Annotated in this window: 20 protein-coding genes and 2 tRNA genes; 9 read left to right on the plus strand and 13 right to left on the minus strand. The window is 56.3% G+C overall.

Features of this window, described 5'->3' with window-relative positions:
• Positions 1–14 precede the first annotated feature (14 nt).
• The 9 genes from AC0V6V_RS06160 to AC0V6V_RS06200 all read right to left on the minus strand — a co-directional run bounded on the left by AC0V6V_RS06160 (position 15) and on the right by AC0V6V_RS06200 (position 14,054).
• Positions 15–1,289 carry an MFS transporter gene (locus tag AC0V6V_RS06160; protein ID WP_486164562.1) on the minus strand — a complete coding sequence of 425 codons (1,275 nt, stop codon included), beginning with the start codon at positions 1,287–1,289 and terminating at the stop codon, positions 15–17.
• Positions 1,290–1,291: 2 nt separating this feature from the next.
• Positions 1,292–1,642: a cupin domain-containing protein gene (locus tag AC0V6V_RS06165; protein WP_486166249.1), complete on the minus strand. Its 351-nt coding sequence runs from the start codon at positions 1,640–1,642 to the stop codon at positions 1,292–1,294.
• 14 nt (positions 1,643–1,656) lie between these two features.
• Positions 1,657–3,855, minus strand: coding sequence for an alginate lyase family protein (locus tag AC0V6V_RS06170; RefSeq protein WP_486164564.1), 2,199 nt, complete (start codon positions 3,853–3,855; stop codon positions 1,657–1,659).
• The gene (locus AC0V6V_RS06175) at positions 3,852–6,092 is read right to left on the minus strand and encodes a polysaccharide lyase 6 family protein (RefSeq protein ID WP_486166250.1); all 2,241 of its coding nucleotides are present in this window, start codon (positions 6,090–6,092) and stop codon (positions 3,852–3,854) included. Before AC0V6V_RS06175 ends, AC0V6V_RS06170 begins: the two co-directional genes overlap by 4 nt.
• Positions 6,093–6,231: 139 nt before the next feature.
• A complete protein-coding gene (locus AC0V6V_RS06180) occupies positions 6,232–6,972 on the minus strand; it encodes a FadR/GntR family transcriptional regulator (protein ID WP_486138231.1) in 741 nt (246 codons plus the stop codon).
• Positions 6,973–7,099: 127 nt separating this feature from the next.
• Positions 7,100–10,243 carry a TonB-dependent receptor gene (locus AC0V6V_RS06185; protein WP_486164566.1) on the minus strand — a complete coding sequence of 1,048 codons (3,144 nt, stop codon included), beginning with the start codon at positions 10,241–10,243 and terminating at the stop codon, positions 7,100–7,102.
• A 282-nt stretch (positions 10,244–10,525) separates the two neighbouring features.
• Positions 10,526–13,498, minus strand: a complete 2,973-nt coding sequence (locus tag AC0V6V_RS06190; RefSeq protein ID WP_486164567.1) for a TonB-dependent receptor — start codon at positions 13,496–13,498, stop codon at positions 10,526–10,528.
• Positions 13,499–13,850: 352 nt separating this feature from the next.
• Positions 13,851–13,926, minus strand: a tRNA-Thr gene (locus tag AC0V6V_RS06195).
• Between the two features lie 54 nt (positions 13,927–13,980).
• Positions 13,981–14,054 (minus strand) — tRNA-Cys (locus tag AC0V6V_RS06200).
• A 149-nt stretch (positions 14,055–14,203) separates the two neighbouring features.
• On the opposite strand from AC0V6V_RS06200, the gene AC0V6V_RS06205 reads away from it, so the two are divergent.
• Positions 14,204–14,983, plus strand: coding sequence for a thioesterase family protein (locus tag AC0V6V_RS06205; RefSeq protein WP_486166251.1), 780 nt, complete (start codon positions 14,204–14,206; stop codon positions 14,981–14,983).
• 30 nt (positions 14,984–15,013) lie between these two features.
• On the opposite strand, the gene AC0V6V_RS06210 is transcribed toward AC0V6V_RS06205, so the two are convergent.
• The 4 genes from AC0V6V_RS06210 to AC0V6V_RS06225 all read right to left on the minus strand — a co-directional run bounded on the left by AC0V6V_RS06210 (position 15,014) and on the right by AC0V6V_RS06225 (position 18,450).
• Positions 15,014–15,814 carry a crotonase/enoyl-CoA hydratase family protein gene (locus AC0V6V_RS06210; protein WP_486164569.1) on the minus strand — a complete coding sequence of 267 codons (801 nt, stop codon included), beginning with the start codon at positions 15,812–15,814 and terminating at the stop codon, positions 15,014–15,016.
• Between the two features lie 117 nt (positions 15,815–15,931).
• Positions 15,932–16,381 carry a winged helix-turn-helix domain-containing protein gene (locus AC0V6V_RS06215; RefSeq protein WP_486164570.1) on the minus strand — a complete coding sequence of 150 codons (450 nt, stop codon included), beginning with the start codon at positions 16,379–16,381 and terminating at the stop codon, positions 15,932–15,934.
• Positions 16,382–16,691: 310 nt separating this feature from the next.
• A complete protein-coding gene (locus tag AC0V6V_RS06220) occupies positions 16,692–17,150 on the minus strand; it encodes a helix-turn-helix domain-containing protein (protein ID WP_486164571.1) in 459 nt (152 codons plus the stop codon).
• A 100-nt stretch (positions 17,151–17,250) separates the two neighbouring features.
• Positions 17,251–18,450 carry an LL-diaminopimelate aminotransferase gene (locus AC0V6V_RS06225; protein WP_486164572.1) on the minus strand — a complete coding sequence of 400 codons (1,200 nt, stop codon included), beginning with the start codon at positions 18,448–18,450 and terminating at the stop codon, positions 17,251–17,253.
• Positions 18,451–18,607: 157 nt separating this feature from the next.
• Between AC0V6V_RS06225 and AC0V6V_RS06230 the strand changes: the two genes are divergently transcribed.
• The 8 genes from AC0V6V_RS06230 to AC0V6V_RS06265 all read left to right on the plus strand — a co-directional run bounded on the left by AC0V6V_RS06230 (position 18,608) and on the right by AC0V6V_RS06265 (position 26,262).
• Positions 18,608–20,560, plus strand: coding sequence for a PHA/PHB synthase family protein (locus AC0V6V_RS06230; RefSeq protein ID WP_486164573.1), 1,953 nt, complete (start codon positions 18,608–18,610; stop codon positions 20,558–20,560).
• A gap of 108 nt (positions 20,561–20,668) precedes the next feature.
• Complete coding sequence (locus tag AC0V6V_RS06235) at positions 20,669–21,511, plus strand: phasin family protein (protein ID WP_486164574.1); 843 nt, start codon at positions 20,669–20,671, stop codon at positions 21,509–21,511.
• 264 nt (positions 21,512–21,775) lie between these two features.
• Positions 21,776–22,183 carry an ATP-dependent Clp protease adapter ClpS gene (gene clpS / locus AC0V6V_RS06240; RefSeq protein ID WP_486166252.1) on the plus strand — a complete coding sequence of 136 codons (408 nt, stop codon included), beginning with the start codon at positions 21,776–21,778 and terminating at the stop codon, positions 22,181–22,183.
• Positions 22,184–22,222: 39 nt separating this feature from the next.
• Positions 22,223–22,729, plus strand: coding sequence for a DUF427 domain-containing protein (locus AC0V6V_RS06245; protein ID WP_486164576.1), 507 nt, complete (start codon positions 22,223–22,225; stop codon positions 22,727–22,729).
• Positions 22,730–22,925: 196 nt separating this feature from the next.
• On the plus strand, positions 22,926–24,173 hold the full coding sequence (gene lptF, locus AC0V6V_RS06250; protein ID WP_486166253.1) for an LPS export ABC transporter permease LptF: 1,248 nt from the start codon (positions 22,926–22,928) through the stop codon (positions 24,171–24,173).
• An 18-nt stretch (positions 24,174–24,191) separates the two neighbouring features.
• Positions 24,192–25,289, plus strand: coding sequence for an LPS export ABC transporter permease LptG (gene lptG, locus AC0V6V_RS06255; protein WP_486166254.1), 1,098 nt, complete (start codon positions 24,192–24,194; stop codon positions 25,287–25,289).
• Positions 25,286–25,804 (plus strand): GNAT family N-acetyltransferase, encoded by a 519-nt coding sequence (locus AC0V6V_RS06260; RefSeq protein WP_486164578.1) that lies wholly within the window; start codon positions 25,286–25,288, stop codon positions 25,802–25,804. The genes lptG and AC0V6V_RS06260 overlap by 4 nt, the downstream gene beginning before the upstream one ends.
• Positions 25,805–25,914: 110 nt before the next feature.
• A complete protein-coding gene (locus AC0V6V_RS06265) occupies positions 25,915–26,262 on the plus strand; it encodes a hypothetical protein (protein WP_486164579.1) in 348 nt (115 codons plus the stop codon).
• The last annotated feature ends 13 nt before the right edge of the window (positions 26,263–26,275 follow it).

The following is a 26,275-nucleotide window of genomic DNA, read 5'->3' on the forward strand; positions in this document are numbered from 1 at the left end:
AGGAGAGAGCGGCGCTATGCCGTCTTTGGTTTGAGAGGTTTAATGTCTGGGCACAGAACAAGCACCGAGAGCACAGTCAAGATCGCAAGGCCAGCCCCGACAACGAATGCCGGTGTGTAGCTGTTCACGGTAATGACCGGGATCAAGAAATTGAGCCCAACAACAGCAAGTTTCGCCGCTGTCCCAGCAAAACCGGCAAGCGAGCCAACCGATTTGCCGCTGTAGAAATCGCTCGGAAGCGTCTGAATATTACCAACCGCGGTTTGGAACCCAAACAAGATCACGGCCATCAACATAACAGCGAACAGCGGCGTGCTAGCCTGAGTGGTTGCCAGCAATGACAGGAGCATAATCACTCCGCCAAGGGCAATCACGGTCTTACGTGTCCGATTAACTGTCCAGCCGGCCTTGATCCGATTGCCTGCTAGCAAGCCGCCAAACCATGCCCCGAACATCGCACCGACATAAGGGATCCAAGCATAGACGGCGATTTCTTCTACGCCGAAACCGTATGTTTTGTAGAGGTAGATCGGCAGCCAACCAACAAACAGCCACCAGATCGGATCGAGGAAAAACGAGGCCATGATCACGCCCCAGCTTTCCTTGCGGCTGAGTATTTCGCCTGTGTCGGGTGCGTAGTCAGCGACCTCATTGGTCTCGACATTGCGCTGTCCGGTCAGGATATATTCACGTTCTTCTGCACTGATCCATGGGTGCGCATCGGGGCCGCTTTTGTAGATGATCAGCCACGGCGCCAGCCAGAGGAAACCAAGCGCGCCAATCGCAACGAAGGTCGCCTGCCAGCTGCCCAACCAAACAAACAGCAGTCCGATGATTGGTGCGGAGACAATCCCGCCAATCGCGGCGCCTGAGTTGAAGATGCCCTGCGCAAGCGCCCGCTCGTTGATCGGAAACCATTCGGCGTTGGCTTTGGTCGCGCCAGGCCAGTTGCCCGCCTCCGACACACCAAGCAATGCGCGGAAAATCGCAAAACTGGTCAGTCCAGTGGCGACCGCATGCAGCATGGTCGCAGCCGACCAAACGACAATCGAAAGGACAAAGCCCAGACGTGTTCCGATCCAGTCAAATATCTTGCCAAAGATCGACTGTCCGAACGCATAGGCGAAGGTGAAGACATTGAGGATGATTGCATAATCAAGCTCAGAGAGTTCGAGCTCTTGCGAGATTTCCGGCCACAGGAAGCCAAGGGCACCGCGGTCAATGTAGTTGATAACTGTCGCAACAGCGACGAGCACAACGATGACATATCTCAAATTGCCTTTGAGCATGATCAGTTCCCCTCACCCAAAAAATCTTCGCGCAGCGGGCTGAATGTGTCGATTAAAACGCCAGCCTCCAGGCACACTGCACCATGGTCGAGATTCGGCGCGATATAGAAGCAGTCACCCGCCTCAAGCACCCGTTTCTCGCCGTCGATGAACACTTCGAACTTACCGCTTTCAACATAGCTCGATTGGCTATGCGGGTGCGCGTGGACCTGGCCCACGGCGCCTTCCTCAAACCACACCCGAACGATCATGATCTCTTGACCATAGCCTAGGATCTGACGGGAAATCCCATCTCCCAGATCCTCTTTGGGGGTATCCTTTGCGACCACAAAGGGCGGGCTTGCTGCGTTCATCACACTTGCCATGTCTAGCTTTCCTCTCCCTTGAGAGCGATCACGGCGGCGAACCCGCTCCATGCGATCGTCTCTCCGTCAAGAACGACCGAGTGGGCCGCCTGTGCATCTTCGTCATGTGAGACAGCGATCGCGAAACGCTGTCCGTTTTTAAGAGTAATCTCGACCACGTCTTTCCCCGCGACGTGGGCGTGCTGCATGTCGACGATGCGGCTGCGACTGGCAACGGTTTGTTCCGCCGCACCGTCATAGCTGCCGTGGCTTTCCAGCAGCGCAGCCATGCTGACAGAGCCAGCGGCACGGTTCGCGCGCAGCATGATCAAAGGCTCGCGGCGCAGGTTGAAATTGGGGTCATTCGCCCCGCTCTCACCCAGCACCACGTCTAGCGCTCCATCTGCGGCAAAGCGGTAAGTGTAGAACCGGCCATCGAGCAACCAAGTCAGCGCGCCCTTGCCATCACGCTCTTCAGCAATCGCATCGGTCCAAATGTGTTGATAGCCATTGGCCTCGCCCAGCACCGGGCGTTCTGCCGTGAAATTGCGCGCCGCAAGATCATGCTCAATAATGTGCCCGCTGTAATGCAGCGGCAGATCGTAGAGATGCGGCTCGCTGCTCTCGCCGCGCGTCAAATCGAGCACAATCGGAGCTTCGAGCCCGGGAATATCCGGCATCACTATGGTGCGAGTGAGTGTGACACCATCGTAAGCGGTATCGATACTGGCACTGCTAACCTGCAGGCCGGGCGCATCGGAGAAATAGAGCTGGGTCGGCGCGTTCTGATTGCCGATCTTTACCTTGCCATCAAAATGGCTGCGCTGGTCAACGACCACAGTGTTATGCGCGACGGTGGATTTCGCCCAGCTTGTGTTCTCAGGCAGATAGCGTCCGCCTTCTTTCGCCTCGATATTGAGGAAACGCGCCGCGCCATAATCGCGGATCACTTCATTGCCATTGTCGTAGAGCTGCCATCCGAGCTTGTCGAAATGGCCGTGCCCCAGACCTTGCGAAGTATTCTTCGCGATCAGCACGGTGGACGGCTCGCCATTGGTATTCATCGGGCCTTGGCGCAGGATCGCCAGAGCGCCCTCATCACCCTCCGGTCCATCGCCGAAAAGCATGGAGCGGAACGGGAATGGCTCAGCCTTACCCGCAGCCAAATCGCGCGCGACCAGACGCCCATTTTTGCTCAGGATCGTGCGGTCTTGAAACTCGGCAATCGACAGCAGCGACGGATCACCAGTTTGCGCATAGGCAATTGCGACCCCGTGATAGAGCTCGTCGGTCTTCAGGCTCTTGTCGCGGATCGCATCATTGAACGGGAAGAAAAACCCGCCATAGCTCAGCTGAACGGTCGTGCGCAGAGCCTTCAGCAAGATGCCGTCGCGATGTTCCCAGATGCCTTGCTCCGGGTCATTGCGCTCAATTGCATCGGCAAAGACCATGAACGGCATCAGCGCATAGCGCTGATAATATGGCCCCTCATTGTAATAGCCCTCCGGCGAGAACAGCAGCTCTGTCTGACGCAGAAAGCCGACCTTGCCGCTCTTGTCTGAGCCCTTAAGCGCGCGGTCGACCATATCCTGATCGCCGAGCAGATAACCGGTCATGCCGACGCCAGCGGTCGCCCAGGTCGCATGGTTGTGAATGCGGTCAAAGGTCGCTTGCGATTCAACCGATAGGAAATAGGCTGCGCGGCGGAACACGTCATTATCGATCCGCTCACGATCGGCATCGCTCAGCGTGTCGCGGATATCGCCGTACCCCTGAACCGAGTGCACCATCCACACAGCGTCATTGAGCACTTGCCAGAAAATCCGGCCAGGCCCCTGATTTTTCCGCGCTGGATGCTCGCCAAGCGTTGGATAGAGGTCCGCATAGCCAAGCAGCATCTCGCGGGCGTAATCAGCATAGGCTTGCTCACCCGTGATCTGAAACAATTGCCCAGCGAGATAGATCGCCTTGTAATTGCGCTTATGCTGTTCGTGGGTGTAGCCGCCGCCGGGATCCTTCGGCTGAGGCAAGACCACGCCTTGCTCCATCATCTGATCGACGAAGCTGCGCGCCCGGTCCAGTTCGGCCTTGTAAAGCGGCGGCAAGTCCGAGACCGCCGCAGCTCCCCCAAGCGCGGCGGTCTCGTCGTGGGCAGCCGCAAAGGCCGGCTGCGATAGCGGGGTGCAAGCAACAGCTGCGGCTAGGAAAAAGGCGCGCTTCATTCGCTATCCCCCGCATCAAAAACGTTGCCAGTGAGCGTGGCACGGTGATCGCCTTCAAAATTGAGTTCTTCCAGAACCAATTGAGGCGTGTGCGAAAACGCGTTCTCAGTAATTGCGGTCTTGGGCGTGCCGACTGTGTGAACCACTCGGAACGGAGCAGATTCATCGACCGCGTTTCGGGACACATCGGCGATTTGCACGCCGTGCAAATTGACCGCTGCTCCCGAGCCATTGGTCACAGCCTTACCGACGTTCATCAGATTATTGCTGGAGATATTGACGAACGGGCCAAACGTGCTCTCGTCGCGGCCTCCGCGATAGACATCGGCAATTGCGCCCCCAACATTGGCAAAATTGCTGTTCGTGATGTCGAGATATTCGACATTGTACTGTCCGAAATCCTCGGTCTCCGCAGCGGCGGAAACGACCGTACCCGTGATGTCAGCAAAGTTGCTGTTGCGGATCGTCACGCGGTCGGCGAGCGAGCTTTTGCCAAGGGTCAGCACATTGAACGATTTGTTGACCACCAATCCGCGTACAGACACGCCGTCCATCTCAATCCGCATATTCGATTGGATCGGGAAGGTGGTGGTGCGGATGACGGAATTGCCCACCGAGTCTGGGGCAAGTTCACCATCAATCACAAGATTGCTAAGCTGCAGATTACCGCCTTCGCGCAGCTCAATCAAAGATGGCCGCGTGAACAGAATGCGCGGCGGCTCTGCACCTTCATCAAACGCACCGCGAATGGCGATTGTTTTGCCAACCGGAATAGAGCGATCGACGGTGTAGTCGCCGCCGCTCAACTGTAAGACATCGCCATCTTCGGCGGCCATCGCAGCCTCTGCGAGACTGCCCTCGCCCGGCTGCACCTTGATCACGCGGCCAGAGGAACCAAACGCGAGCTCATCACCCGGCTTTGGATACCATTTCGCGCCAACCTGATCGAGCGAGACAACCTTAAGGTCGCGCGGCGCGCCTAGAGCCTTCAACTCTGGATCGGCGGGATAGAGCAATCCGTTTTCGGCGCGCTCCATCGCGACCGGAGCGCGGTCGAGTTTCTCGACCAACTCCGCTTCGACCTCGCCCTGCGCAACGCGGTTGCCGCTAAACGCAATGCCGGAGATGTCATCATAGACCTCGAGGAATGACTGCCCCTCAAGACCGCTCAGCAGATTGTTTGCAAAGGTCGAATTGCTGGGCGCAGCCGAACGCTCCTCGTCCGCCCCGACGTTGAAGCCGACCCGTGCGCTATCGACGATCGTGTTGTTCTCGATCCGCGCGCCCTCAACCTCGACATAGCGATTGACCGGCGAATTGGGCACACCGTTCATAATCGCGAGCGCGCTAGAAAATGCCGTTCCGCGCAGCCCCTCCATGTAATTGCCGCGCACCGTCTGGCCGCGATTGATCACGCGGATACCGCCGGTGTAATCCTTGCCGTGACCCATGAAGACATTGCCCTCGACAACATTGTTGTCGCCATGCCTCAGGGTCAGCGTACCGCGCGAGCGCAAAAACAGATTGCCGCGAAACGTATTACCGCCCGACTTCGAGGAGATGATCTCCACCTCGCCATCGGTGCGATCAAACACATTGTAAGCAACCAATGTGTTGGAGTTGAACATCGAGTATTTGCTAGTTCCGATGCGCAGCGTCTCGCCGCCATTCGATCCAAGAACCGGGCGCGGGCCAAAGTAATTGTATTCGATACGGTGATTGTTCTCGCGGCTTTCCTCGCTGTCGAGCCGCACCGCCAGGGTCACACCCTTATTGGTTTTGCCAACCATGTGGTTGTGATCGAAGCGGTTGTTCGAACCGTAAATGCCGACCCAATAATCGGATTCGTACCGGTCTGGCTTACTGAAATTGTCGATCACCACTTCGGTGACGCGGCTGTTGCGGGAGATATCCTGCTTCGTGCGGCGGAATGAAATCACCTCACCGCGCGGGCTGTAGCCGTCCTTGAAAACGAGGCCGGTGACCAGGATATACTCGCCGCCAATGCGCAGACTGGATTGGCCGGTGAGGAACACCTTGCCAGGATCTTCAGAGATGACAGTGATTGGCTTGTCCGACTCACCCTTGCCGGTGATCACCAGCTCAAAGTCGCGCCATTCACCATTGGCCAGAATGACGACATCGCCTGCCTCAATATCTTTGAGCGCATGGGCATATTCGTTTTGATTTCGGACAAAGTGGTTTTCTGACAGTGCGGGGACTGATCCCAAACACACAGCACAAGCCACAAGGCATAGCCTCGACAACATCCCCAATACTCTCCCGTCCTCTTATTGAAGGCAACTATAAGGAGAGTCGAACGCCTGTCAATCAATCTGGCATGTTAGATTTAGATTTTTTGTAATACCAATTGGTTTAGCCGATTTTGGCTGAAGCCAGAAAGCGCTCGCGGCTTTGATTGGCCTGCTGCTGCACCTCTTCCAAGGCCTGCCTTTCGGTGGCTTCAAGCATCGCCTCTAGCAGGCGGTGGAAGTGCTCCCGCATCGCCGCCCGCGCGCGCGCAGAATCGCGATCTTTTAGCGCATCGAACACAGCGCGGTGTTCCTCCGTGCGCGATTCCGCATCGTGTACACACACAGCCTCATAGGTGGATTTAACTGCCGGAATTTCCTGACGCATCCGCCACAATGACGTGATAGTATGGACCATAGCCGCGTTGTTCGAAGCCTCTGCGATGGTCAGGTGGAATTGCTCATCCGCCTCATTCGCTTCGTCTTCGCTGCCATGGCGCATTTGCTCAATGAGCACGCCCAGCTTTGCAATGCCCTCGTCCGAGATATTATGCGCAGCGAGTGCGGCGGATTCGGATTCGACTAGCAGCCTCGCCTCGGTCACCTCAAAGGCACTGGCATTCGGTAGAGCATCCCCCAAAGCGGGTGGATTCTCGCTGACATAGACACCCGAACCGGTCTTGATCTCCAGCTTGCCAATGGCCTGCAGCGCGATCTCAGCTTCGCGGATGGTCACCCTGCTGACACCAAGCTTTTCAGCCAGTTCGCGCTCCCCAGGCAACCGAGTTCCGGGCGGGTAAGCGCCCTCGTCAATTAGCTCTGCGATTTGCTCCGCAACGGCTTGAAAAAGTCTCTTGCTGCTCATTGGTGCTGGTTACTCCGCGAATGACGGGACAGTTCTATACCAATTTCCCTAGTCGATATGCCTTCCTAATTGCAATTGGAGTGCCGGCCGCCGAATTATTGCTCCAATTATCGGCGGCCGGCAAAGCTTAGAACTTGAAACGAACGCCGGCGAAATAGCGTGGTCCGTAAACAAGAATCTGACCAAGATCATCCGGAGCGCCGCGGAAATCGGTCCGTGGCTCGTTGAACAAGTTGAGACCTTCAAGCGTGAAGGTAACATTGCTGTTCAAGTCGAACGATACACGTGCCTCAAAGACTTCGACATCTTCCACGTTACGAATACGGCCCGGCGTTCCAACAAACTGCTGGAAGTAGCTGCTGCGGTATTTGTACACGCCCTGGAAATCGAATGGCCCGATCTCATAGTAAGCCTGAGCAGACAGAACATGCTTGGAGAAGCCAAACAGGTTCGTTGGCGGAATGATGCCTGGCTGGCTGACAAATGTCTCGCCAGTAACCTGATCCACGGACAAGATTTCGCCAAGCGTATCATCTTCAAACTCAAAGTTTGAGTCAGCGTAGTTGTAGCTCAGCTTAAAGCCGAGACCATCGAACGGCGCTGGAAGATAGCTAAACCTGTGCGCTGCAGTAACCTCCAAACCGAAGATACGGCTGGTCTCCTCACTCACATTGTTAGTGGTGACCAAGACATCGATATCTTCCCCGCTGACGTTGAAGGTCTCAAACTGTCCAACGGTTTCGAAACCACCATCAAAGCTCTTGTAATAGGCGTTAAAGGCAAGGATCGTATCGTCGTTTGGATACCATTCCAGACCCACATCAACGTTCCATGAAAGCAGTGGATCGATAAACGGGTTACCGGTCGCAGTAGCCGTACCAACCAATTCCGAAATCGACGTCACATCATCCGTTTCGTCGGTCGCACCAGTAAAGAAGCGACCAAAGCTCAAATCGGATGGATCAGGACGCGACAGCGAACGATAGACCGCAAACCGGCCCAACAAATCAGGCTGAATGTCTGCCACCAGGTTAAAGCTAGGCAGGAACTCAGTGTAAGAGTTACCACCGGTGACTGACAGCAAAGAACTGGTGTCTTCAACAATGGAGATTGTCAGGTCAACCGGGTCAGTCACAGCGGTCAAGGTCCCGCGGAAACCGGTCGATTGAACGTCGGTTCCAACGATACGCAGGCCGACATTACCACGAATAGGCAAGCTACCCAGGTCACTGTCGAAGTTTGCCTGAGCATAAACGGCCCAGCTGCGCTCTTCGACATTGGTGTTCTGGATCGAGTCGAAATCGCCGGTTGGGAAAATGACATTGCCATTCTCATCAAAATTGATGAGGTCCGACGGATCTTCACGGTCAAGGACCTGCACAATACAGCGCGCATCGAACGTAGCGAAGCTGTTCGCAGTCCCGATGACATTACCAGCATCATCAACATTGGTAATCAGAGCATTGCCGCCAGAAATAGAGCTCAAGAAGCCCGTGGTCGGGAAGCTCGTCCGGCACTCTTGGTTGGCAATAGCCAAAGCACCCACACCGTCTTCATCATCGAAGTTCACTTCGAAACGGCTGGTGCCGTTGGCAGCGCCTGGGACATCGCGGTATGTGAGTTGCTGATAGCGCGCGCCAGCCATCAAGTTCGTAAAGAACCCATCCAACGCGTAGTCAACATCACCGCGAACCGCCCAAACTTCGTTGAAGCGGTCTTGCTCCAAATCAGCTCGCACGCGAGGATCATTGGCAAACAGACTATGATCGGTGACATCAAAGTTCTGAACGATGAAGTTCAAGCCCTGCGACCCGTTCTGGAAAATCTGAGTTAGAGTTTCGACACGGTCATTGTTGATGTCGCCATTATCCTCGGTCACCAGCGGGAAGAATGGGTTGCCGTCCGCATCGGTGTTGCCGAAGATAGACTCGCCATCTTCGGTACGGAAACGCACCTGCACAGCCTCTTCGATACGCTGTGTACGCGAGTAAGAAGCATCGAGCGAAACCTTCACACGATCAGAGACCTGCGCCTCTACCGACAGACCACCGCCGTAATACTCTTCTTCGCGCTCAAGATACTCACTAACAGCCTCGATGCGCGTCTCGTTGGTGAATAGACGAAGCGCACCACTATCTGTGGTCACAAGAATATCGCCGAGGCCAAGATCAGCCCCGATGTTGTTGAGGTCCCCGTCCGGCGTAATACGCCGCCCTTCAGAGAAGTTCAGGTCACTGCGCTGCTCACGGAAGACGCGCCGCGAATATTGGAAGTCCGCGTTGATATCTACGTCAGGCGACGGCTTGAACTGCACCGCACCAAAAAACGCATTCCGATTATCTTCAGTGATATTCGTTCTGAATGCGTAGCTGTTGCGCGCAATCGCGAACGGCTCCTCACCAGCCAAAATAGCGCCAAGAGCGTTGATACCGCCTGTGTCGGTATCGCAGTTATCCTCGTGGATAATGCCGTCATTTTCGGCATCTAGCGCCGGGTCAAACGAGCAAGCACGAATTGTGTTTGAAGCAAATGCCTCTTGCTCTGGATTGTTTGAATCGCGCCGCTCATAACCAAGCGAAATGCCGAGTTCAGCATCGCCCAGAGTGAACTGATCGATGTAGCTGAGCGAACCACGGTACCCGAACTTATTGAAACGCTGATCCGCATCAATATCGAGGTTGTCCGGATTGATTTCCGCCTTGATCTGACCTTGGAAGCGCTGCTTGCCAAATTCGAGCGGACGCACGGTCTCGAGAACGATTTGACCGGCCACACCGCCTTCAATGTAGCTTGCCGCCTGCGTCTTGTAGATACCAACCTTGCTGAAAAGCTCGGAAGGGAACTGGCTGAAGTTAACAGAGCGGTCGCCGCTACCGTTGGTCGCGATGCGGCCATTGATAACGGTAGAACCCAGGAAAGGACCGAGGCCGCGGATAGAGATCTCGGTCGCGCCGCCTTGCTCACGGTGAGAGCCAGCGCCGGTCAGCGTTTCAAGCGCCTCACCGATGGAGAGCGCCGGGATGTCACCAATCTCGTCTGCGGAGAGCGCGTCGAACACTTCGATGGAATTGCGTTTTTCCTCAATCGAGCCCTGAATGGTGGCCCGAATGCCGGATACGATGATCTCACCTTCACCCTCTTCGACCACTTCAGGCTCATCAGCGTCCTGAGCGATTGCCGGAACCGAAGCCAAAGCCGTGCCCGCAAGCAGCGTTGCAACAGTAAATGAAGTGCGCAGTGAGCCGCGCGAGATGTTCTCACGTAGTGTCAAGTTACCCCTCCCAAGGTTTTAAGTTGTGCCGTGAAATTAGAGCGACGAACCGACATGTCAACCGTTAGATCAGACCATTTTGCAATTATCTGTCATACCAATTGCATGGCGTGGCATACAAGTCACACAATGCAAATCAGGCGCCACCGGGGAGACGGTGACGCCTGTTGTGCCTAGACCACCTTTTTCAGGTTGATCTGCAAGTTGCCCCGTTGGCCAGTCCAGAGCCAACAAAGAGTGGCATCTGCGGTCCAGCCCAAGGAGCTATGGTAAGCCCAGCCGTTACAGCTTCAGCGTTGCGCCAAATGTGATCCGGCGATCTGGCAGACCTTGGAAGCACAGGAGCGCCCCTTCGTTCACGCAGCGCTGCTCAATCTTGGACTTCGTCAAGTTAACGCCCTCCACCCCGATGTTCAGATAGTCGGTCACATCGTATGTAATGCTGGCGTTAAGCTGCCCCCGCGCCTCCGTCACGGTAGGGAAACCGAGCGTCGAGTTGAGCGACGCACCACCTGCCGTATCAAGCGTGCGGAAGGCGTCGCGCCATGTGTAGCGCGCGCGGGCCGAGATGCCATATTTCTCGTAATAGAGCGTCGCATTGTAAGCATGCTCTGAGAAGTCCAGCAGACCCTGAACCGCTGTTACTGGCACAACGATGTTTGGATTGATCGCTTGGAAGATGTCTTCGCCGCGGCCCGAGTTTTCGTTGGTCGCCTCACCGCCACCAAAGTCTTGGTAGGTGTAGTTGGCAAGGATACCAAAGCCCGATGCGAAGCCCAAGGTGTCCTCAAATTGCGAGAGGTCATATTGAAACGCGATCTCAACGCCGGTTTGCGTGGTGTTTGCCGTATCGTTGATGATAGTTTGCAGCGGCACACACAGGCCGTTGCCCGGCACTGGCGACAGAACATTGCGATCCGGAACCGGGTTGAAAATACCGCCACCTTCACATGGGTCAGTGATGTCACGGAAGCCGTTTGCATCTTCAACCGCATCCTCCACCTGGGTCACGAACAGGTTCGTGCGGTCCTTATGGAAGAAGCCGATGCTGATCAGTGATGATGGTGCAAAATACCACGACAGCGAGGCGTCAAACGACTGCACCGTCTCTGGTGCAAGGTTCGGATTGCCCAATGCCACAGCATTGTTTGGCCCGGTTGGGAATGACACTGAAAGCGATAGATCGCTAAAGTCAGGACGATTGATGTCCTCGGTGTAACTGGCGCGAAACACCAGATCATCGGTGAGATCAGCGATCACATTCACACGCGGCAGGATCTCATTGTAATTGCCTGAGGATGTAACCGGAGAAGCAACCCCGCCCGCAACCGTATTGCCGAAAGAATCGATCTGAGTATCGACCCAGCGCAGGCCAACATTGCCGCGAACCACACCAAACTCAAAATTGGCCTGAGCATAGAAAGCATGGGTTTGTTCTTCGATGCGGAACGATGCAGCCAGATTGCTAGAAGCAGTTGGATCAAGATCGCTCAGCAAGCGGCCACCGCCGGCGATTGCCGCTTGCCCTCCCGGAGTCGCATCAAGCGCGGCTTGCAATTGGGCAAACACTGCCTCGCGATCAGAGAACGAGCGATCTGGATCAATCAACACAAAGTTGCGGAACGCCAGCTCACGGCCGTCGAACGCGCCAAAATTGTTTGGCCCCGGGACGATCAGATCCGCGAAGGTTGAGCCACTTGGGCTGTTGGCGATCGCGCCTGTGCCGAAGGTAGAGCGCAGCTGGTCAAACTGCGTTGAGCTGTCGTTGTAGCGATAGCCCGCATCCACCGATGTGATGAAGCCAATGACATCTTCCAGATCAAGCGTAGTGTCGATTCGGAATGCGTCTTCTTTATTCTGCGTGCGGTCGTTGCTGTTCGTAACCGCATCGAGAACCGTGTTGGCCGGGTCGAGCAATTGCTCAACGGTCGGCGCAAATGGAGAAGCAAAATCAATCCCGAATGTGAGCGCTCCATTGCGCAAATCATAAATAAACGGAACGCTGTTATCGTTGCTGCTTCCATCGAGCGGAGTTAGCGGATTTGGGTTGATGAAGTTGAGCGTGGTGCTCAAATTCGGGCTCGATGAATCCGAAGTAGAGCGAGACAATTCCACCCGCGTGCTAAGGCGGCCGGTTTCGAACTCAGTGCCGAAGCGATAGAGTTCACTCTTGGTAACCCGCGCGCCGGTATCACTGGAAAAGCGCAGGTTCGGATCATCATCATCTTGCGCGAGGTTTGGCTGAATTGTGCCAAACAGAGCCGCCTCAATGCTACCCAGAGCAACACCATCGAGCGATCCAAAATTGACAGTCTCAAAACCATCGGGGACGTTGACAGTGTCGACCGCGCTCACGCCAGAGGCCTGAATACGCGAGCTGTCCTGACGACGCTCCTGATCGTTATAGATCGTGTCGAAGAAGAACATCAAATTGTCGCTCGGCGCCCATTCCAGAGAGCCAGCAAAGTTGATTGTCTCAAACTCAAAATTCTCAAGCTCCTGATTGAGGAACTGAATGTTGAGGAAGGGGAAATCCGGACCAGCAGCACCCGCTGCGGTGACGGCCTGACCTGCAGTGATCAGGTTATCACGGTCGACGCGTGGACGGAAAGATGTCGCCTCTTGCTCCGAGTAACTTGCACTCAAAACAATGCCAATTTCGCCAGCGCCGGTGTCCCATACATTACCAAAGCTACCAGAAAGGCGCGGCGTAATGCTGTCAGACAATTCGCTGTACTCACCTTGCGCACGGAAGCTCAAGATGCGGTCAGAGATATCGAGCGGGCGGATGGTGCGCAGATTGACGGTACCGCCAACAGAACCCTCAATCGTGTCTGCGGTTGGCGCCTTGATAACCTCAACCGAAGCGATGATCGCTGGGTTGATATCTTCAAAGCTGATACCGCCGCGCCCCGTACCCGCCGCAACGGTTTTGACGCCGTTGATCAGAACTTGGTTGTCATTCGTACCACGAATTTGAACCCCGGTGCCAACACCAGCGGTCCGAGTGATCTGAACGCCTGTTACGTTTTCAAGAACTTCAGCAAGGTTTTGGTCAGGCAGCTTACCAATGTCTTCCGCCTGGATCACCTCAACAAGACTGTCCGCATTGCGTTTTTCATTGAGCGCGCTTTGCAGCGAGCTGCGAATGCCAGTGACGATAATTGTATTTTCATCTTCAACAGATTCTGGCGCTTCAGAGTCCTGCGCCAGCGCAGCGCTCGGCGCGAATGCCATGATCGCTGAACCAGCCATCAAACATGCGAAAAACTGTGATTTTTTTGAAGACCGCCCCTCGGCGGCAAACCGATAACCCATAACTCTCTCCCATGAATTCTTCTGGTTATTGGCTTTGAGTTTATATTGGCATGAACTGATGTCAACCTATTGGACAAGCCTTTGGCCGATATTCTGTCATACCAATTTGGTATAGTGACTCGAGCAGACTTAACTTGGCACAGCTTTTCACAGTCAAAAGGCGTTGTTTTAGAGGGGCTTGCGGGTATTCTTGCGGAGATTGATCGCTAGTCCGACGTTGCTCAAATAAAGGTGCAAAGTGCACATATTTTGCGCAAAAGCATCTTGAATTATTATAAAACGAAAGTGGTGGTGCCGCTTAGAGGACTCGAACCTCTGACCCCATCATTACGAATGATGTGCTCTACCACCTGAGCTAAAGCGGCGCCTGCGGGTGATAGTGGTGAACCACCCGAATGTGCATCTTCCCAAGAGAAAGATGGAGGCCCGAGCCGGAATCGAACCGGCGTACACGGATTTGCAATCCGCTGCGTCACCACTCCGCCATCGGGCCAACCCTTTTGGTCTTACGACCTGCGGAGCGCGCGCACTAGCGATTCGTGGCGGCAAAGGCAATGCGCCTTGTGCCCCTAATGCGAAGCCAGCGACTTTCCGTAAGGGCAATCTGGACGCAGACGCTTTCGCGCGGCACAGATGAGCGCCATGACTATTGCCAGCCTTCTTGAACCGATCACCGGCAAGCCCGGCCCCGCCCGCCTGGAACATGCGAGCGACTGGATGCAGGGACGCACTCTCTATGGCGGCGCATCGGCGCTCGTTGGATACACGATGGCGGTGCGCGCCTTTCCTGATCTGCCACCGCTAAGGGCTGCGCAAATCGGCTTTGTCGCGCCGATCGGTGAAGAAGTTGAACTGACGGCCGAGATCGTCCGTCAGGGGCGCAATGTCACTCAGGTGCGCAGCGAGATCTTGAGCGACGGAAAGGTGGCGCTTACCGGGTTCTGGCTGTTCGGCACCAGCCGCGCCCCCAATGCGCAGCGGCCCTCGAGCCCGCCCGACAACTGGCCCGGCACGCCAGAAGAAGCCGCGCAGGCCATGACCGGGCAAGCGCCGGCCTTCATCCAGAACAATTTCGATGTACGCTTTGGCCAGGCCAAAGGCGAAGACCACGGCGCGACCGTTCGCCGGTGGGCCCGGCTGACCGAAGACCACAGCCTCGATACGGTCAGTCAATTGGTGCTGATGGGGGATGTGATGCCGCCTGGCGCGATGCGGATTATGCAGCGTATGGGGCCGATCAGCTCGATCAACTGGTCTTTCAATGTGCTGGAGCCAGAGGCGAGCAATCCCGATGGTTGGTATCTGGCCGAAAACGCCAGCCAGCACGCCGACAACGGCTATTCCTCAGAACGCTTGCGGATGTGGAACAGCGAAGGCCGGCAGATGCTCGACGGGCTGCAATGCGTCGCCGTATTTGGCTAGCGCAGCAGACGGATTAAGCCGCCGCCAACCTCAAACGTCGTCGAAGTTGGCTTTGCGTTTTTCCATGCTGGCCGTCACCGCCTCGACCTGATTCTTGGTGCGCATGATCCCGTGCTGCTCGATGCTTTCCTCCATGAGGATCGTATCGGTGTCGCTTTCCAGCATGCCAGCTTGCAGACGCTTGGCCGCACGGATCGCATGCGGATTGCGACCCGCAATCTCACTCGCGATCAGAGTGGCGCGCGCAACCGGATCTTCGTCCACGTGGGTCGCGAGGCCGAGCTCATGCGCCTCCGCTCCCGAAAACTCGCGATTGGTGTAGATCAGTTCGCGCAGGACATCGTCACGGACCAGCCCGCGCCACAGGGCATAGCCGCCCATATCGGGCACCAGCCCCCATTTCATCTCCATGATCGCCATGCGCGTGTCGGGATGGACCACGCGAATGTCCGCTCCGCTCGCAATTTGTAGACCGCCGCCAAAGCACACGCCGTGGACCGCCGCAATCACCGGCACCGGCAGCTTGCGCCATTGCATCGCCACCTGCTGAAACTTGTTGGCATTGCCATAGGTCCGCTCGGTCAGCTCCGGCTCATCAGGACTGGGCTTGCGCGAGAAATTGGACAGGTCGAGACCAGCACAAAACGCGCGGCCTTCGCCCGAGAGGACAACCGCCCGAAGGCCCTTCATCCGCTGCAACTGGCTGCTGGTCTCAATGATCCGCTGAAACATCTCTGGATCAAGCGCATTCATTTTGTCGCCGCGGGTAAAGCGCACCTGCGCCACCCCATCATCACCAAGCTCAATCGCAATGCGATCGTTGGAAGTCATTACAGCAGCTTCGGACATTGTTTTTTCCCTCAAGGCCTTTGACGTGGCTTGGACTTGCTTAGTCCGCCTCATCCGTGAAAAGACTGCCGCAAGGCGCTCCTCGAGTCCAGATAAGCCTTAGCGTTTGTCGCTGACTTCGTTTTCATCCTGGTCTTCAACCTCGGCTTCAGCGGGCTCGGCTGTCTCTTTGGAAAATTTAAACACGCCTGGCTCAGCCGGGACATCGAGGAAATAGCCGCCGCTTTCATCCGTGACCAAAATATGCGCCAGATCGAAGCCAGCCAGTTTAGCCCGGACACGCGCGACGTGAACCGCAACGCTGTTGGTCTCTGGCTCGTGCATTATGCGCCAAACATCGGCCAGCAATTGCTCGCGCGACAGTGTTACTCGCGGTTCTTCCGCGAGCCGCCAGAGCAGCTCAAATTCGCGCGGATGTAGGCCCAGCCAGCGATCCTCTACGCGTCCATCGCGGTGGAATAAGTCCAGCGTGAGGTCACCTGCTTCCCGAAACCGCGGGATCAGCGCGTCGCCATCAGGCACCAGATTATAGGCTGCGATCGAGCTCACGGCGCCCTCCACGATGCAGTAGGATATATCGCACGGTCACGCGTGTTTGGGTGAGCGCACGGCAAAGGCGAAGTGTAAACGCCATCAACCATTTCCTGGCATGTTCAATTTTATGCATCTAAAAGGAATATGAAATAATTTCGTTCCCGGCTTCAATTGACTATTTTGCAAATCCTATTTCGTTCAATTGCTTAGATATACATGAATTTTTTGATGTTCTTAATAAGATCATGGAAATTCTACTACAATCTCATAATGCCGCATACTCTGAATTGGTCGGAACTTTTAATAGCCATCGAGTAATTCAAAACTAGAAGCCAACATCCATGATATTGCTGAGTGCTTGCGCGGCGTTGAGAGCCAAAATTACAGCCAAAAGAACGCCAAAAGCGATCCCCACAACTGCAGCCAGCCGAGCAAGCAAACCATAGCGCCCATCGAAAAGCCCAAGCGAAACCTTATGCTTGCCAGCGCCGGGAAAGCTTACCTGTTCGGGGAATTGAACGGGACCAATAAATGGCCGCATTTCAGGGCTTGCCTTTGCCTGCACCGCTTCAGAGCTCTTTGGCTTCGTGGCGCGATACTTCTCAACCAGCTCGTTCAGGCTGCCGGCTTCATAGACGTCTTTCAGCGCCCTGATATGTTGGTTGATCCGGGTTTCCGAAACGCCGAGCTCTTGGGCGATGACCTTGATAGGCACACGCCGATCGATCCGCTCGATAACGTCACGCTGCCGGTCGGTTAATGGCCTTTGGTCGGCGGATGGCATGTGCCCCTCCTTAACTCAGCAGTGCTCATGCGAACAACGCTCGCCAAGCCGTTCCGCTCCGAACCAAGCTTAATAATTCTGCCCCGACCCATCATCATTCTTAAGATGCGCCAGTGTTGAGACCAAGTGAGGCAAAATATTTCTTAATGTTTCGAGCCGCTTGCCGCAGTCGCTGCTCATTTTCGACCATTGCAATACGAACAAAGCCTTCACCTTCCTCACCGTAACCAACACCTGGTGCGACAGCGACTTCAGCTTCGGTCAGCAATTTCTTGGAAAACTCTAGACTGCCCATTTCTGCGAGCGCTGGCGGCAAAGGGGCCCAAGCAAACATCGAAGCCGAGGGCGAGGGAATGTCCCACCCCGCACGGCCAAATGCCTCCACCATCACATCCCGGCGTTTGCGATAGAGGTTGCGGTTGCTCTCGACGATGTCTTGCGGGCCATTGAGAGCTGCGCAGGCTGCCGCCTGGATCGGCGTAAAGGCCCCGTAATCGAGATAAGACTTCACTCGGGTCAAGGCGGCGATCAGCTGCTTATTGCCGACGGCAAAACCCATCCGCCAACCCGCCATCGAATAGGTCTTCGACATGCTGGTAAATTCCACCGCGACGTCTTTCGCGCCCTTCACCTGCATGATCGAAGGTGTGGGGTTGCCGTCGTAATACAGCTCTGAATAGGCAAGGTCAGACAAGACCCACACCTTGTTCTCGCGCGCCCAGGCGACAAGCCGCTCGTAAAACGCGAGATCAACGACTTCAGCGGTTGGGTTTGAAGGATAGCTCACCACCAGCACGCTGGGGCGCGGGACGGTGAAGTTCATGGCACTTTCGAGCGAGCGCCAATAATCCTCGTCCGGCGTCGTCGGAATCGCGCGGATCGTGGCGCCGGCAATGATGAAGCCAAAGGTGTGGATTGGATAGGATGGATTGGGCGCCAGCACCACATCGCCCGGCGCAGTGATCGCATTGGCAAGACTGCCCAGCCCCTCTTTGGAACCCATAGTCACCACGACTTCGCTCTCGGGATCGAGATCGACCCCAAAGCGGCGGCCATAATAATTCGCCTGAGCCTTGCGCAGGCCCGGAATGCCCTTTGACTGCGAATAGCCATGCGCGTTGGGTTTCGCGGCAACTTCGCACAATTTGTCGATCACGTGCTGGGGCGGAGGCTGATCGGGATTGCCCATGCCCAAATCAATAATGTCTTTACCCGCCGAGCGCGCCTCGTGACGCATCGCGTTAACTTCGGCGATTACGTACGGCGGCAGCCGCTTCATACGGTAAAATTGGTCGTTCATTGCGATTCCTACCCAGTTTTGCGCAATCATCATAGCAAAAGGCGCACGAATCAGTTTAGGCGATTAACAGTCGAAGTGGGAAGGCAATTTCGCTATTCTGCTGGGGAACCTCGAAAAACCCCGTATGTTGGGTAGAGGAAACGGAGCACAAACGGCCATGTCAAAAGATGATCCCACCAACCCATTGCTGGGAGGCGGTGAGCCATTCCGCGCCTTTTTCGACATGCAAGGCGAAGCAATGAGAGAGATGTTTTCGCAAGGGGCTGGTGGCGGCGAACCCGGCGCGGACAGCGCTGGCAGTGAGGTCAGCAGCGACCTTTTTGGCAAAGTACCCTCGGCCGGCGAACTCGCCGAATGGGGCAAAGCCAGTGCAGAGCTGCAAAAGATGTGGCTCGAGTTTGCCGCCTATCAAGCGAGTGAAACCGCAAAGCAGGTGACCCAAGGCAGTAACCCGCTGGACCCGGCGCAGTGGATGCTGATGACGCAAAGCCTGCTGAAGCAAGCGCCGATCAATCCGCTGGAGGCACCGGCCAAGCTAGCGCAGGAATCGCTGCAATTGTGGCAGGGTGTGCTCGGTCGCTTTGCGGCGCCGATGACGGGCGGCGCAGCGGCAGCGCCTGAAGACGAGCTGCAACTGCCGCGCAAAGACCGCCGTTTTGCTGATCCGGCGTGGAGCGAGCACCCTGCCTTTGCGCTGCTGCATCAAACCTATCTGATGCTAGCGGAGCATTTCCAAACTACCGTGAAATCAATGAAAGGCGTCGACAAGGAAAAACGCCGCCAATTGGAATTTGCAGTCACCGCTTTGGCGGAGGCGATGAGTCCGGACAATTTCCTGCTCACCAATCCGGTTGTGATGAAACGCACGGTTGAGACGCGCGGGCAAAATCTGGTGCGCGGAATGAAGCATCTCATCACCGATCTCAAACGCGGGCAGCTGACCCATACCGACACCAACGCCTTTACCCTAGGTGAGAACTTAGCGGCGAGCCCCGGCAAGGTCGTGCATGAAACCGATTTGTTTCAGCTCATCCAATACAATCCATCAACCAAAGACGTCTATGACGTGCCGCTGGTGATCTTCCCGCCGTGGATCAACCGGTTCTACATCCTCGATCTCACGCCGAAGAAGAGCTTCATCAAATGGGCCGTTGATCAAGGCCTGACGGTCTTCGTGGTCAGCTGGAAGTCCGCTGATGAAAGCATGGGCGAGGTTGTGTGGGACGATTACATCCGCTCGCAGATGCAGGCGATTGATTTGGTAAGAAAGCGCCTGTCCGTGCCCGCCGTGCACGCTATCGGTTACTGCGTGGCTGGGACAACGCTGGCTGCGACATTGGCGGTGCTGGAACGCCGGGGCGAGGCGGATAAGGTCAAGTCAGCGACATTCTTCACCGCGCAAGTGGACTTTGAGAAAAGCGGTGAGCTGAAACACTTCATCAAAGAGAGCCATTTGGAGATGATCGATACGCTCTCACCCAAGGGCTATCTCGACGGGCGCTATCTCGCCGCAACGTTTAACGCACTACGCGGTAAGGATCTGATCTGGAATTACGTGGTCAACAATTACCTGCTGGGAGAGGACTATCCTGCCTTTGACCTGCTGCATTGGAACGGCGACGTCACCAACCTGCCGTCCAAATGGCACAATGATTACCTGCGCGACCTTTACCGCGACAACAAGCTGGTGGTGCCAAACGCTCTATCCGCGGACGGCACGCCGATTGATCTGACGCAGGTGAAAACGCCCAGCTTTGTCCAAGCGGGCAAAGAGGACCACATCGCGCCTGCGGAAAGCGTGTGGCGTCTGACCGAGCATTTCAGCGGTCCGCTGGAATTCCTGCTCGCAGGCTCCGGCCATATTGCAGGCGTGGTGAACCCCCCGGCGGCGGGCAAATACCAATATTGGCTGGGCGACAGCAAAGCGGGATCACTCAAGGCCTTCGTCGAGAGCGCAGAGGAGCATCCGGGCAGCTGGTGGCCGCATTGGCTCAGCTGGCTGGAGCAGCAGGCACCCGAAAAAGTTCCCGTAAAAGGCAAGCGCAAGCCCGGCGGGCGCGGTGACACGGTCATCGAAGATGCACCGGGACGCTATGTCAAAACCCGCTAAATCTCTGCTTTAAAGCCATTTAATCGTTTATTGTGCACTGCACAAAAAATGCTTGACTTCGCAGTTGCAATCACTATTTTGTGCAGTGCAACATAAAGTGAGGTTATTATGGCTACCAACGCCCCATCGAAGATTGATGCTGCTGCTGAGAAGGCATATGCCGAAGCTGCTGCACAGAAAACTGTAAGCGAAAAGGCTGTAGAAAAAGCAGTCGACGCCGACGCGCCGAAGCCTGCCGCAAAGGCAGCCGCCGTGAAAAAAGCGGTCGCAGCTCCTGCTGCTAAGAAGACCGCTGCGAAAAAGGCACCTGCCAAGAAGAAGGCAGTCGCGAAGAAAACCGCTGCAAAGAAGAAGCCAGCGGCGCGCAAGGCAGCCCCTAAGAAGGTTGCCGCCAAAAAGACCGCTGCGAAGAAGCCTGCTGCCAAGAAGCCTGCTGCCAAGAAGGCACCAGCAAAAGCCGCAGCGAAGACCACAGACACCAATCCAGTCATCAAACTGAAGGATACGATCATGGCCACTGCCAAGAAAACCGATATCACTGCGACTGCCAAGGAATTGGCTGCTGACGTACAGACCCGCGTGAAGACCGCCGCTGCTAAGGGCACTGAACTCGCAAGCGAAGTTGGCGATTTCAACAAAGCCAACGTCGATGCCGTCGTTGAATCAGGCAAGATCCTGTTCGCTGGCATGCAAGACATGGGCCGCGAGCAAGTCGAAACCGGCAAGACCGTTGTTGAAACCGTCACCGCAGACGTGAAGAAAATGGTTTCCGTTAAGTCACCAACCGAACTGGTCCAAATGCAAGGCGAATTGGCTCGCCGCAACTTTGACGCGGTTGTTTCTTACGGCTCGAAGAGCACAGAAGCATGGGTGAAGCTTTACAACGAAGCATTCGCACCAATTTCGAACCGCGTTAGCGTAGCTGCTGAGAAAGTCTCGAAGGCTGCCTAATTCGAATATTCGAATTTGAACAAAGAGCTTTTCAGAGCCGGCCTCTCCACTCTCCCAACTGGCTCTCGAAAACGCGCGAAAGCGCTGGGCCGGATAGACCATCATGGTTTGTCCGGCCCCTTTGTTTTTGGGCTACAAATTGGCAAGCCCGCGCCGTGAATAGGCCGAAACTGCGCTGCAATCAGGCAAATCTCCTTGGTAAAACCTTAAGGTTGCGCATGGCACCTTGCAGATGGACCAACCTTTCCGATATTGCACACCATGATGACTAACACTCTGCTTCTCACCCTCAGCGATGCGACCACACCTTTATGGCTGCCGCCATTGTCGGCTGGCGATGATGGTGCAGGCAGTAATGACAGCGATGATGGGTCGGATAGCGAAGTTGGTGTCGCGACCAAGACCCGCACAAAGCCGAAGAAGCCCAGCCAATATAAAGTGCTGCTGCTGAATGATGACTACACCCCGATGGAATTTGTGGTGATGGTGTTGAAGCGGTTCTTCTCGATGGATTTGGAGCAGGCGACCCGCGTGATGCTGCATGTGCATCAAAAGGGCGTCGGCGTGTGCGGGATCTTCCCCTATGAAGTGGCTGAGACGAAGGTCAATCAGGTGATGGATTTTGCCAAGCAGAACCAGCACCCGCTACAATGCACTCTCGAAAAGGCGTGAGTTCAGCGCGGACCTTTAGACGCGCGGCCTGCTAAGCTGGTGAAGCAGCCCCACCATCCAGAGCCCGATCCCGTTGGCGAAAATCAGGAAAGCGTGTGGGATTACCCGCGCCCGGCGATTGCCGAGCCGACAAGCCGCCGGATCGCTATCATGCACCGCGGTGTCGCATTGGCCGATACGACGGCGGCTTTCCGCACGCTCGAAACCAGCCACCCGCCAACCTATTACCTGCCGCAGGCAGACATCGCGATGGAGCATTTCAGCCCCAATCCGCGCCGGTCTCTATGCGAGTGGAAGGGGCAGGCGAACTATTGGGATATCACCATTGGCGATCAGCGCTTGGAGGCGGCGGCGTGGTCTTACCCCTCGCCCACGCCCGCATTCGAGAAAATCGCGGGCTATCTTGCCTTCTATCCCGACTTCTTCGACCAATGCCTGGTCGATGGCGAACAGATCACGCCGCAGCCCGGCGGATTTTATGGCGGCTGGATCAGCCAATATGAGGCGGGCCCGTTCAAAGGCATCCCCGGCAGCCGCTTTTGGTGAGCTTGCTTTCATTGCAGCAGTCCGCGCAGCCGCTCCCGTCCAGTCAGAAACCATACATCCACCGCGCTTAGGCATACGGCAGATGACCCAGGTGAAAAACCTCGCTATGGGCGTTGATAAGACACCGCTTCGCCTGGGTGATTGCCTCGGCGAACGCGCCACGCAACCTTTGGATGTGAAAGCCAGCTAAGCTCCCGTGCTCAACGCTTTTCCCAGTATTGACCGATATATCTTCCGGCTGGTGATATTTCCAATGCTGGGCGTGTTCGCTCTCGCCGCTTCGCTGCTGATGCTCGACAAAATGCTGCGTCTGTTCGATTTCGTTGCGGTAGAAGGCGGCCCGATTGGCGTTGTTTTCAAGATGCTGGGCGCGCTGATCCCGGAATATGCCAGCCTTGCGATTCCGCTGGGCTTGCTGCTCGGCATTCTGCTCGCTTTCCGAAAACTCGCAACCTCCAGCGAACTCGATGTGATGCGCGCCGTCGGCCTCAGCTATTGGCGCCTGCTACGCGTTCCCTATGCGATCACATGCGTGCTGGTGGCGATCAATGTTGCGCTGGTGTTCTATGTCCAACCGATCAGCCGCTATTACTACGAGCAGATGGAATTTGACCTCCGCTCAGGCGCGCTTGGCGCATCGATCAAGGTCGGTGAATTCAACACTTTGGCCGACCGTATGGCCTTGCGGATTGAGGAAAGCGAAGACGAAGGGCGGCGCTTGATCGGCATCTTTGCGCGCGTCTCCAATTCACAGGATCAAGTGCTGTCGATCAGTGCGCGTGAAGGCGCGTTTCTGGCGACCAGCGATGATCCCAACACGATCATCTTGCGCCTGTCCGAGGGCACCATCGTCCAGGACACCGGCAACGAGACCCCGCGTGTCCTATCCTTCAGCCGGCATGATCTGCCAATAGACCTGCCTGCGATTGAGGAATTTCGCGCGCGCGGCGATGCGGAGCGAGAGTATATCCTGCCCGAATTGCTCAGAATTGGGTGGTCGGATGACAATGTCGCAGAGCTGGAGCGCGATGCCAGCCAGGCAAGCTTTCACTTCCGATTGGTGGAGGTGGTTATGATGCTATTAATGCCGCTGTTGGCGGTGGCATTGGCGATCCCGCCCAAACGATCAACCAGTGCGCTGGGCGTGTTCGTCTCGATTGTGATGGTGGTCGCCTATCACAAGATCAATCAATATGGCGAAGACATCGCGACGCTGGGCCGGATCGATCCGATTATCGCCTTGTGGGGGCCGTTTGTGGTGTTCGCCGCGCTGATCCTGTGGATGTATTACCGCGTCGCCCATGTGCCCGGCGGGCAAGCGATTGGCGCGCTGGAAACCGGCACAGCCAAGATCGGCAAAGGACTGCGCAAGCTGTTTGACCGTCGCAAGCCGCACCGGCTGCGCGGGCCTGATCCTGACCCGCAACCATCGCCAGCGGAATAGGCAAGGTATAGCCTCACTATGCAGCTCGACTTTTTCCCTTCGCGCACCCTCACGCTCTATCTGGCGAAGATGTTCATCGTGCGGATCCTTGCGGTCCTGGTGATGCTGGTGCTGGTGCTGATGATGCTCGACCTGCTGTCGAACAGCGGCGACATTCTGGCGGTGCCCGGCAACGGCGATAGCGAGGTTTGGAAATATGCCAGCCTGCGCATTCCTCAGCTAATATCGCGCTTCCTTCCCTATTCCGTGCTGCTCGCGACGCTGATCACCTTGGTCACGCTCAACCAGAACAGCGAGGTCGTCGCGATGAAAGCCGCTGGCCTCTCAGCGCACCAAGTCCTCTCGCCGCTGCTGCTCACAGCCGCGCTGGTGTCGCTCATCAGCTTCGGCTTTCACGACCGCGTCGTGACCCGCGCAACCGCCACTCTCAAGGCATGGGAGGCGGCCGATTATGGCCCTGTCCCAGAGGCTTCGAACGTGAAGGCCAACGTCTATCTTACCGATGGCTCCAGCATTTTGTCCGCCGCCAGCCTCAGCGGCACGGGCGAGCAAATCACCATGACCAACGTCACTTGGTATGAACGCGCGCCCGGCGGCATCATCCGCCAGCAAGTCCGCGCGCCGCGCGCCGTCTATGCGAGCCCGGGCTGGAAGCTGGAAAACCCCGTTCGTTTTGAAGTCGGCAGCGCAGACAGCCAACCGCTCGACAGCCTGACTGTCGGGGCAGGCATCTCGCCGGAGAGGATTGGCTTGGAGTCGGTTGATCCAGAGGCACTGTCTTTCTTTGAGCTGTCCGAAACAATCGACGCTTATGAAGCGGCTGGCCGGCGCACCTCGGAAATGAAGGCCAAGTGGTGGCACAAATTGTCCGGACCTTTGTCCGCTTTCCTGATGCCGCTGCTGGGCGCAATCGCCGCCTTTGGTCTCGCCCGGTCAGGGCAATTGTTCGTGCGCGCGATCATCGGCATGGGTCTGGGCTTTGCTTATTTCGTGGTCGACAATGCCGCGCTGGCGATGGGCAGTTTTGGCGGGTACCCCCCGTTCCTCGCTGCATGGGCTCCGTTCTTCCTGTTCTTCCTTGTGGGTGAGACTGTTCTCATTCGGACCGAGGAATGAGCGGGTTTTCCATTCGCCTCTCGCGCAAAGAGGATGCTGAGCACTTCTTTCTTGTCGAAGACGATGCGGCAGAACTGCTAAGACAGGCCCCGGAGCTTGAGGGCATTCCGATCCCGCCTACGTCCAGCATCGAGCACCACATCAAAGCGATAGCGCATGGACGCTCACTCACCGCGGTGGCTGGGGAAGAGATTGTCGGCTTTGCTGAGGCGGGCCCCGTCCGCAGAGAACTGCATTTGCACGAGCTCAGCGTATCACGAAAACACCAACGGAAAGGGATTGGTGCAACGCTGCTGGGCGCGTTGAAGATTGATGCGCGCAATTCCGGCTTCAGAGCAATCACGCTCAATACGTTTCGCGAGATCGCGTGGAACGCGCCATTTTACGCGCGGCATGGTTTTGTCGAAGTGGAGAACTTTGAAGGGCGTCCACATTTGGCTGAATCGCTGGAGGGTGCCGTCGCTTTGGGCATTCCCGCCGAGAGCCGCTGCGCAATGATCCATTTCCTCGATTGATTGCCCGCGCGGCGGCGCATGAGCCCTCGTAGCAACGCTCTGCCGCAAGCTGGTTTGAACACCTCAGCCTTCGCGCCTAGGCTTGAGGCCAAGCTCTGGGGAGGACAAATATGAAGTGCATTCAACTCATCGGCGTATTGGGCGCGGCCGCGCTGCTGTCAGCTTGCGGCAATCGCAGCGATGAAACCGCCGAGGCTTCACGCGAATTGATCCCGCTTGAGGATGTCGATGCGCCAACCGATGAAGAGATGGCCCTCGGCGTGGGCGCAGAGGATGCGGTGGATGGCGCCGATGGGAGCGTGAGCGGCAATGATTCGGCCTCTGGCCTCAACATCACCAGCGGGCCAGATTACGGCAAGGACGCAGCGAGCGGTTCTGACACAATGATCCGCGGCGAAAGCTCGCAAGCCATCGATCCCAATGCATCCAAATTGATCAAGGCTGACCCAGCGCAGTAGGCTGAGCCAAGTC

Source organism: Erythrobacter sp. S249, assembly GCF_057364975.1.

What these genes read in the sequence shown, in the direction of transcription:
- AC0V6V_RS06160 (WP_486164562.1), bottom strand. Translation starts at nt 1,289, where the DNA reads ATGCTCAAAGGCAATTTGAGATATGTCATCGTTGTGCTCGTCGCTGTT.
- AC0V6V_RS06165 (WP_486166249.1), bottom strand. Translation starts at nt 1,642, where the DNA reads ATGAACGCAGCAAGCCCGCCCTTTGTGGTCGCAAAGGATACCCCCAAA.
- AC0V6V_RS06170 (WP_486164564.1), bottom strand. Translation starts at nt 3,855, where the DNA reads ATGAAGCGCGCCTTTTTCCTAGCCGCAGCTGTTGCTTGCACCCCGCTA.
- AC0V6V_RS06180 (WP_486138231.1), bottom strand. Translation starts at nt 6,972, where the DNA reads ATGAGCAGCAAGAGACTTTTTCAAGCCGTTGCGGAGCAAATCGCAGAG.
- AC0V6V_RS06190 (WP_486164567.1), bottom strand. Translation starts at nt 13,498, where the DNA reads ATGGCTGGTTCAGCGATCATGGCATTCGCGCCGAGCGCTGCGCTGGCG.
- AC0V6V_RS06205 (WP_486166251.1), top strand. Translation starts at nt 14,204, where the DNA reads ATGACTATTGCCAGCCTTCTTGAACCGATCACCGGCAAGCCCGGCCCC.
- AC0V6V_RS06210 (WP_486164569.1), bottom strand. Translation starts at nt 15,814, where the DNA reads ATGACTTCCAACGATCGCATTGCGATTGAGCTTGGTGATGATGGGGTG.
- AC0V6V_RS06220 (WP_486164571.1), bottom strand. Translation starts at nt 17,150, where the DNA reads ATGCCATCCGCCGACCAAAGGCCATTAACCGACCGGCAGCGTGACGTT.
- AC0V6V_RS06225 (WP_486164572.1), bottom strand. Translation starts at nt 18,450, where the DNA reads ATGAACGACCAATTTTACCGTATGAAGCGGCTGCCGCCGTACGTAATC.
- AC0V6V_RS06230 (WP_486164573.1), top strand. Translation starts at nt 18,608, where the DNA reads ATGTCAAAAGATGATCCCACCAACCCATTGCTGGGAGGCGGTGAGCCA.
- AC0V6V_RS06235 (WP_486164574.1), top strand. Translation starts at nt 20,669, where the DNA reads ATGGCTACCAACGCCCCATCGAAGATTGATGCTGCTGCTGAGAAGGCA.
- clpS (WP_486166252.1), top strand. Translation starts at nt 21,776, where the DNA reads ATGACTAACACTCTGCTTCTCACCCTCAGCGATGCGACCACACCTTTA.
- lptG (WP_486166254.1), top strand. Translation starts at nt 24,192, where the DNA reads ATGCAGCTCGACTTTTTCCCTTCGCGCACCCTCACGCTCTATCTGGCG.
- AC0V6V_RS06260 (WP_486164578.1), top strand. Translation starts at nt 25,286, where the DNA reads ATGAGCGGGTTTTCCATTCGCCTCTCGCGCAAAGAGGATGCTGAGCAC.
- AC0V6V_RS06265 (WP_486164579.1), top strand. Translation starts at nt 25,915, where the DNA reads ATGAAGTGCATTCAACTCATCGGCGTATTGGGCGCGGCCGCGCTGCTG.